Origin of the sequence: Pseudomonas fuscovaginae SE-1, from assembly GCF_000364705.1 — a bacterium.
In the GTDB taxonomy this organism is placed as follows: Bacteria; Pseudomonadota; Gammaproteobacteria; order Pseudomonadales; family Pseudomonadaceae; genus Aquipseudomonas; species Aquipseudomonas fuscovaginae_A.
Genome location: NZ_AQOH01000131.1, coordinates 1 through 8,611, shown reverse-complemented (window position 1 = coordinate 8,611; position 8,611 = coordinate 1). Strand labels below are relative to the sequence as shown.

Here is an 8,611-nt window from a genome sequence, read left to right as displayed (position 1 = left end):
GAGCAGCGCCAGCCGCTACGCCCGGCGTACCGACGAGGAGCAGATCCCGGTGATCGGCCTGCGCCGCAAGATCGCCCAGCGCATGCAGGACGCCAAGCGCCGTGCCGCGCACTTCAGCTACGTCGAGGAGGTCGATGTCACCGCGCTCGAAGAGCTGCGCGTGCACCTGAACCACAAGCACGGCGACAGCCGTGGCAAGCTGACCCTGCTGCCGTTCCTGGTGCGGGCGATGGTCGTGGCCCTGCGCGAGTTCCCGCAGATGAACGTGCGCTATGACGACGAAGCCCAGGTCATCACCCGCCACGGCGCGGTGCACGTCGGCGTCGCCGCGCAGACCGACGGCGGTCTGATGGTGCCGGTGGTGCGCCACGCCGAGAGCCTGGACCTGTGGAGCACGGCCGACGAGATCAACCGGCTGGCCAAGGCCGCCCGCGGCGGCAAGGCGACCCGCGAGGAAATGTCCGGTTCGACCATCACCCTGACCAGCCTCGGCGCCCTGGGCGGCATCGTCAGCACGCCGGTGCTGAACCTGCCGGAAGTGGCGATCGTCGGCGTCAACCGCATCGTCGAGCGGCCCGTGGTGATCAAGGGCCAGATCGTCGTGCGCAAGATGATGAACCTGTCCAGCTCGTTCGATCACCGCGTGGTCGACGGCATGGACGCGGCGCAATTCATCCAGGCCATTCGCGGCCTGCTCGAACAACCCGCCTGCCTGTTTGTGGAGTGAGCATGCAACAGATCCAAAGCACCACCCTGCTGATCATCGGCGGCGGCCCCGGCGGCTATGTCGCGGCCATTCGCGCCGGGCAACTGGGCATCCCGACCGTCCTGGTGGAAGGCCAGGAACTGGGCGGCACCTGCCTGAACGTCGGCTGCATCCCGTCCAAGGCGCTGATCCACGTCGCCGAGCAGTTCCATGCCACCCAGGCCTATAGCGGCGGCCGCTCGCCGCTGGGCATCCAGGTGGCGCAGGCAACCCTGGACATCGGCCAGAGCGTGGAATGGAAGGACGGTATCGTCGACCGCCTGACCACCGGTGTCGCCGGCCTGCTGAAGAAGAACGGCGTCGAAGTCCTGCGCGGCTGGGCCAGGATCATCGACGGCAAGAACGTCGACGTCGACGGTGTCCGCGTGCAGTGCGAACACCTGCTGCTGGCCAACGGCTCGCAGACCGTGGAATTGCCGATGCTGCCGTTCGGCGGCCCGATCATCTCCTCCACCGAAGCGCTGGCGCCGACCTCGATTCCCAAGCGCCTGGTGGTGGTCGGCGCCGGCTACATCGGCCTGGAACTGGGCATCGCCTACCGCAAGCTCGGCGCCGAGGTGACGGTGGTCGAGGCCCGCGACCGCATCCTGCCGACCTACGACCGCGAGCTGACCCAGCCGGTGGCCGAATCGGTCAAGGCACTGGGCATCAACGTGCTGCTGGGGCACAGCGTCGAAGGTTTCGACGCGGCGAGCAACTGCCTCAAGGTGCGCGATCCGCAGGGTGAAAGCCTGTCGCTGGCCACCGACCAGGTGCTGGTGGCGGTGGGTCGCAAGCCACGCACCCAGGGCTGGAACCTGGAGACCCTGGCGCTGGCCATGAACGGGGCGGCGATCCGCGTCGACAGCCATTGCCAGACCAGCATGCGCAACGTCTGGGCGATCGGCGACCTGACCGGCGAGCCGATGCTGGCCCACCGTGCCATGGCCCAGGGCGAGATGGTCGCCGAGCTGATCGCCGGCAAGCACCGCGAGTTCAACCCGACCGCGATTGCGGCAGTGTGCTTTACCGATCCGGAACTGGTGGTGGTCGGCAAGACGCCGGAGGAAGCCAAGACCGCCGGACTGGACTGCCTCGTGGCGAGCTTCCCGTTCGCCGCCAACGGACGGGCCATGACGCTGGAGTCCAGGAGCGGCTTCGTGCGGGTGGTGGCGCGGCGTGACAATCACCTGATCGTCGGTTGGCAGGCGGTGGGCGTGGGCGTTTCGGAACTGGCGGCGGCGTTTGGGCAGTCGCTGGAGATGGGCGCGCGGCTGGAAGACATTGCCGGGACCATCCATGCCCATCCGACCTTGGGTGAAGCGGTGCAGGAAGCGGCGCTCAAGGCGCTGGGGCATGCGCTGCATATCTGACAGATACAGGTAGGACTCAAGGGCACTTTCGCGGATAAATCCTGTTCCCACAAGGCATCGCGGTAACCACAAACATTGTGAGCGCCGCAAAACTGTGAGAGCAGGATTCATCCGCGAACAGGGCCCGAGAGCTCAAACTCATCAATCGCGGTAACCCGGCGCCACCCGCTCCAGCAACCGCAACATCGCCGACCACGCCAGCTCCATGGCATACGGGTCGGTCAACTGCCCCTCCTCCACCGGCCGCCCCGGATCATTGAACTGTCGCTCGGTGTGCGCGCACACCTCATGGGACGGCAACACCAGCTCGCCACAGGCCTGCGCCGTGACCTGGATCTCGCACGCCTTCTCCAGGTAGTACATGCGCAGAAACGCCTCGGCCACCGTCTTGCCCACGCTCAACAGGCCATGGTTGCGCAGGATCATCACCGACTTGTCGCCCAGGTCCTGCACCAGCCGCGCCTGCTCATCCATGTCCAGCGCCACGCCTTCATAGTCGTGATAGGCGGTGCGGCCATAGAACTCCATGGAAATCTGGTTCACCGGCAACAGCCCGCACTTGAGCGCGGCCACGGCGCAACCGGCCTTGGTGTGGGTGTGCAGCACGCACTGCGCATCCTCGCGGGCCCCGTGGATCGCACTGTGGATCACGAAGCCGGCCGGGTTCACCGCATACGGTGATGCCTCGACCGCCCGCCCATCCAGGCCGATCTTCACCAGGCTCGAGGCGGTGATCTCATCGAACATCAGCCCATAGGGGTTGATCAGGAAATGGTGCTCCGGCCCGGGCAGGCGCAGGGAGATGTGGGTGAAGATCAGGTCGGTCATGCGAAAATGCGCAATCAGCCGATAACAGGCCGCCAGTTGTTCACGCAGTTGGCGTTCGATGGCTGCCGGGGCGGCAGCGGTGTGCAGAAGGTCATTCAAGCGGATCACTCCTACAGGCAGGGAATTGGAATGGGCCGGGCACCACGGCAGCGCCCGGCACGGGTTGGTGACACCAGCCAGCGACTACTTTACTTGCTTGCCCACGCATTGAAACGCTCTTCGAGCTCTTCGCCGTGATCGACCCAGAAAGCGACGTTCATGGACAAGGCGCCCTCGAGATTCTGCGGTGCGGTCGGTACCCATTTCGCCAATGCCGGGTCGAGCCGGGCGGCGGCCAGGGTATTGGTCGGGCCGTAGGGAATCTGCTTGACGTAATCGACCTGGGCATCGGGCTGGTTGGCGAAGGCGATGAAGCGCTTGGCCTGGTCGACGTGTTTCGAACCCTTGATGATCGCCCAGTAGTCCATGCCGTACAGGCTGCCCGGCCAGACCAGGCCCAGGTGGCTGCCCTGCTGCGCGGCGGAGGCCACCCGGCCGCTGTAGGTCGAGGTCATCACCACGTCGCCAGCCATCAGCCATTGCGGCGGCTGGGCCCCGGCCTCCCACCACTGGATGTACGGCTTGAGCTGGTCGAGCTTGGCAAAGGCACGGTCCACGCCCTGCGGCGTGCTCAGCACCGAATAGACATCCTCGACCTTCACCCCGTCGGCCAGCAGGGCAAACTCCAGGTTGTACACCGCGCGCTTGCGCAGGCCGCGCTTGCCGGGGAAGGTCTTCACGTCCCAGAAGTCCGCCCAGGAGGTCGGCGCCCGCGCCAGCTTGTCGGTGTCGTAGGCCAGCGCCACGCTCCACACCAGCGCCGCCGAGCCGCATTCCTGCGCGGCATCGGGAATCAGTTGGTCGGCATGGCCCAACTGCTTCCAGTCCAGGCGCTCGTACATGCCCTCGTCGCAACCGCGGGCCAGGTCCGGTCCCTCGATCTGCACCACGTCCCAGTCCACGCTGCCGGTGTCGACCATGACCTTGATCCGGGCCATTTCACCGTTGTACTCGCTCTGCATCAGCTGGCTGCCGTCCCTGGCACTGAAAGGCTTGAAGAACGCCGTGTCCTGGGCCTTCTGCCCGGCGCCACCGTAGCCGACAACCACCATCTCCTGGGCGGCCTGGGCACAGCCCAGCGCAAGGCCCAGGGCCAGGAGCGAAAACAAGGGATAAGAACCGTACTTGCAGGCATTCGATTTCATCGATGAATCCTCGTGCGGTATCGCCCGGGCAGGCCGCCCGCGACGATCCATTTTCTTGTTTTATGAGGTACGCCCGCTGAACAGGCGTGATTTGAAGCTACGCAAGGACCAGTAAAAAAACAAGTTGATTTTTTACTGAAGGTAAATTTTTATAGCCACATAATAACAACCACCCGGCCGTGATTCCGGGTCGCCTGGAGAGTCGCCATGTCGTCGTCCCCGACCGCCTTTGCCCACCTGTTCGAGCCCTTGCAGTTGCGTGGCAAGCGCCTGAAGAACCGCATCATGTCCACCGGGCACGACACCTCCATGCCCACCGACAATCGGGTCAACGACCAACTGGTCGCCTACCACCAGGCACGGGCCGAAGGCGGTGTCGGGCTGATCGTGCTGCAGGTGGCGGGGGTGCACGACAGTGCGCGCTACACCTCGCATGTGCTGATGGCCACCGACGACGCCTGCATCGACGGCTACCGGCGGCTGGCCGAGGTCTGCCACGCCCAGGGCACGCTGGTGCTGTCGCAGGTGTTTCACCCGGGGCGGGAGATCATGGAGTCCAGCGACGGGCTACTGGCCGTCGCCTACTCGGCCTCGTGCGTGCCCAACGAACGCTTTCGGGTGATGCCCCGGGCCCTGGACCAGGCGATGATCGACGAAATCATCGCCGGTTACGCCTCGGCTTCCCGACGCCTGCACCAGGCCGGTATCGACGGCGTGGAAGTGGTCGCCAGCCATGGCTACCTGCCCGCGCAATTTCTCAATCCACGGGTCAACCGGCGCACCGACGCCTACAACGGCGACCTGGACCAGCGCCTGCGTTTTCTCCACGAAGTGATCGCCGCCATTCGCGCGGCGACCGGTACGGACTTCATCATCGGCCTGCGCATTTCCGCCGATGAGCGCGACGCCGAAGGCATGACCGAGGACGAATCGCTGGCCGCCGTGGAACGACTGCAGGGCGAGCTGGACTATGTGCACATCGTCGCCGGGACCTCGGCCTCCCTCGGCGGCGCGGTGCACATCGTGCCGCCGATGGCGATCGAGCCGGCCTACCTGGCGAAGGAAGCCGCTACCTTCAAGGCTCGGCTGTCGATTCCGCTGTTCGTCACCGGGCGGATCAACCAGCCCCAGGAAGCCGAACTGATCATCGCCCGTGGCCAGGCGGACGTGTGCGGCATGACCCGCGCACTGATCTGCGACCCGCAAATGCCGAACAAGACCGTCAGCGGCCACGCCGAGGACGTGCGTGCCTGCATCGCCTGCAACCAGGCCTGCATCGGCCACTTCCACCGGGGCCTGCCGATCAGCTGCATCCAGCACCCGGAAACCGGCCGCGAACTGCACTACGGGCAGTTGCTGGCGACCACCGCGCGCAAACGGATCATGGTGGTCGGCGGCGGCCCCGCCGGGATGAAGGCGGCAGCGGTCGCCGCGCAACGAGGGCATGAGGTGACGCTCTTTGAGGCCGGTTCGCAACTGGGCGGCCAGGTGCTGCTGGCGCAGTTGCTGCCACGCCGCAGCGAGTTCGGCGGGGCCAGCACCAACCTGCAGCGCGAAATGGAGCTGGCCGGGGTGCGCGTGGTGCGCAACACCCGGGTCGACCGGGCGCTGGTGGAGCGCGAGCGGCCGGACAAGGTGATCGTCGCCACCGGTGCCGAACCCTACTGGCCGGCCTTCGAGCGCGGTGGCGAGCTGCAGGTGGTGGACGCCTGGCAGGTGCTGCGCGATGAAGTGCCGATCGGCCGCTCGGTGGTGGTGGTCGACTGGCGCTGCGACTGGATCGGCCCGGGGATTGCCGAGCGACTGGTGCGCGCCGGGCACTCGGTGCAACTGGCGGTCAACGGCACTCACTGCGGCGAGAACCTGCCGTTCTATGTGCGTGACCAACTGGCCGGCGAGTTGCACAAGCTGGGCATCCCGATCACCCCCTATGCCCGCCTCTACGGCTGCGACGACAACACCGTGTACCTGCAACACACCGCCAGCGGCGAGCCGATGCTGTTCGAGGAGGTCGACACCCTGGTGCTGTGTCAGGGGCACCAGCCGGTCGATACCCTGGGCGAACAGTTGCAGGGCCTGGTCGACTTCCAGCGCATCGGCGACTGCCTGGCGCCACGTACGGTCGAGGAAGCGATCTACGAGGGGTTGAAGGTCGCCTGGAACCTCTAGTGTGCTGTGTGGCTAATTCGCATACTCAACTCCGGGCCCGTGGCTTCGCCAGGCTGCGTTGCCATTCCTCGCCGTAGCCCTGCTACGACTCGTCATGGCGCCTTGCCTGGCAACCCCCCGGGCCCGAATTTGAATATTCGAATTAACCGTACAGGACACTAGGCAGCAGTGGGCAGCGGCCATGAACGGGCACCGCGTTCGGGTTGAGACCCGATGTGGCGAAAGCGCTCGTCGGATCGCCGCTCTCGGCGACGCAGCAGTCGCAGAACCCGCGGGCGCCTGTTATCGGGTGAATCGCGGCCGGCGGTTTTAGGGCCGCTTCGCGCCCCAGCGCGGGCAAGCCCGCTCACCACAAGTCCAGGGGCGGGCTCAAGCTCCTGGCCAGGCCCACTCTCCCTACCACCACCAACTCCCTTATACTGCGCCCCTTTCAAGGACCGGAGCAGGCCATGAGCAACGCCCCCACGCCCGCCGGCGACAACAGCGCCGCCGGCCCGCAGTTTCTCGGTACGCGCATTCGCGGCCTGCGCAAGCGCCGTGGCATGACCCTGACCGAACTGGCGAGCCAGTCCGAGCTCACCGCCGGCTACATCAGCCAGCTGGAGCGCAACCTCGCCTACCCGTCGATCCCGGCCCTGTTCAACATCGCCCGCAGCCTGGGCGTGACCATCCAGTGGTTCTTCGCCAGCGAGACCACCACCGCCCCCGAAGACAGCGGCTACGTGGTGCGCAAGAACAGCCGCCTGAGCGTGCACTACGAGGACGGCATCGTCGACCAGTTGCTGACCCCGCAGCCCAACCGCCAGCTGGAAATCCTCCACTCGCGCTTCCCACCAGGCACCTACAGCCAGCAGAGCTACAGTCACGACGGTGAAGAAGCCGGCTACCTGCTCTCCGGCCGCTTCGAGCTGTGGGTCGGCGACCGCCATTTCCAGTTATCCGAAGGCGACAGCTTCAGCTATTCCAGCCAGGAGCCGCACCGCTACGGCAACCCCGGCGACGTCGACGCGGTGATCATCTGGGTCATCACCCCACCCACCTTCTAGGCAGCCCCCTCCATGAGCACCGAACACGCCGCCCCCGCCCTGAAGGAAATCTTCAACAGCGAACGCCTGCACCATATCGCCAGCGAGATGCAGGCGGTGTACCCCGCGTTCGACAGCGCCCAGTTTCTACGTCTCACCCACGACGGCCTGGCAGAACTGTCGATCATGCAGCGCCTGACTAGGGTCAGTGAAAGCCTGCACGCGGTGCTGCCGCTGGACTATCGACAGTCGATCGAGGTGCTGCGCCAACTCGCCCCGCGCCTGAACAGCAGCTTCGTCAGTATCAGCCTGCCGCACTACGTCGCCCGCTACGGTGCTGATGACTTCGAGCTGTCGATGGACGCGCTGAAGTACTTCACCGCCTTCGGCTCCTCCGAATTCGCCGTGCGGCATTTCCTGCTCAGCGATTTCGAGCGGACCCTGGCGGTGATGAAGGCCTGGTCGCGGGACGCCAACGAACACGTCCGCCGGCTGGCCAGCGAAGGCTCGCGGCCGCGCCTGCCGTGGTCGTTCCGGCTGGCGCGGATCCAGGCCGACCCGAACCTGGCGGCGGAGATTCTTGACCAGCTCAAGTGCGACGACAGCCTGTACGTACGCAAATCGGTCGCCAACCACCTCAACGACATCACCAAGGAACATCCCGACTGGGTGCTGGACCTGCTCGAGGGCTGGTCGCTGGACGACCCGCGTACCGCCTGGATCGTCCGCCATGCGCTGCGCAGCCTGATCAAGCAGGGCCACCCGCGCGCGCTGGCGCTGATGGGCGCCGGAGCCAGGGCCCAGGTCGAGGTCCGCGACCTCAAGGTCGAGCCGGCGCAGATTCGCCTGGGCGAGAGCATCACCCTGTCCTTCACCCTGGTGTCCACCGCACCGAGCAGCCAGAAGCTGGTGATCGACTACGGTATCGACTACGTGAAAGCCTCGGGCGGCACCTCGACCAAGGTCTTCAAGCTCAAGACCCTGCACCTGGCCCCTGGCGCCAACGAAACCCTGAGCCGCCGCCAGCACATCCGCGAACTCACCACCCGTCGCCACTACAGCGGCCACCACGCCGTGCACCTGCTGATCAACGGCGAGCGCCTGGGCGGCAGCGGCTTCGACATTCTCGACTGACTCACCTGGCACCTGTAGAAAGTCCCCTGGTATTGGGCAAGGTTCACGGGCCTATTCGCGGGCAAGCCGCGCTCCTACGGGTTTCGCGGCCCT

The 8,611-nt window shown here is 66.0% G+C and carries 7 protein-coding genes; 5 read left to right on the top strand and 2 right to left on the bottom strand.

The genetic code is table 11. From position 1 onward, the window contains the following. A partial coding sequence (locus K675_RS0113590) for a dihydrolipoamide acetyltransferase family protein (protein ID WP_017904063.1) occupies positions 1 to 727 on the top strand: 727 nt, incomplete at its 5' end. 2 nt (positions 728 to 729) lie between these two features. After that, the gene (gene lpdA / locus K675_RS0113585) at positions 730 to 2,118 is read left to right on the top strand and encodes a dihydrolipoyl dehydrogenase (RefSeq protein WP_017904062.1); all 1,389 of its coding nucleotides are present in this window, start codon (positions 730 to 732) and stop codon (positions 2,116 to 2,118) included. Between the two features lie 141 nt (positions 2,119 to 2,259). Here the strand turns inward: lpdA and K675_RS0113580 are convergent, their stop codons facing one another. Both K675_RS0113580 and K675_RS0113575 read right to left on the bottom strand, forming a co-directional pair. Then, positions 2,260 to 3,045 (bottom strand): class II aldolase/adducin family protein, encoded by a 786-nt coding sequence (locus tag K675_RS0113580; protein WP_017904061.1) that lies wholly within the window; start codon positions 3,043 to 3,045, stop codon positions 2,260 to 2,262. A gap of 89 nt (positions 3,046 to 3,134) precedes the next feature. Beyond that, entirely contained in the window at positions 3,135 to 4,190 is a 1,056-nt protein-coding gene (locus tag K675_RS0113575; RefSeq protein WP_017904060.1) for an ABC transporter substrate-binding protein, read from the bottom strand. Between the two features lie 207 nt (positions 4,191 to 4,397). On the opposite strand from K675_RS0113575, the gene K675_RS0113570 reads away from it, so the two are divergent. From K675_RS0113570 to K675_RS0113560, 3 genes are all read left to right on the top strand, one after another. After that, positions 4,398 to 6,359 (top strand): FAD-dependent oxidoreductase, encoded by a 1,962-nt coding sequence (locus K675_RS0113570; RefSeq protein ID WP_017904059.1) that lies wholly within the window; start codon positions 4,398 to 4,400, stop codon positions 6,357 to 6,359. A gap of 449 nt (positions 6,360 to 6,808) precedes the next feature. Then, positions 6,809 to 7,405 carry a cupin domain-containing protein gene (locus tag K675_RS0113565; protein WP_017904058.1) on the top strand — a complete coding sequence of 199 codons (597 nt, stop codon included), beginning with the start codon at positions 6,809 to 6,811 and terminating at the stop codon, positions 7,403 to 7,405. A gap of 12 nt (positions 7,406 to 7,417) precedes the next feature. Then, entirely contained in the window at positions 7,418 to 8,518 is a 1,101-nt protein-coding gene (locus tag K675_RS0113560) for a DNA alkylation repair protein (protein ID WP_017904057.1), read from the top strand. Positions 8,519 to 8,611: the final 93 nt, after the last annotated feature.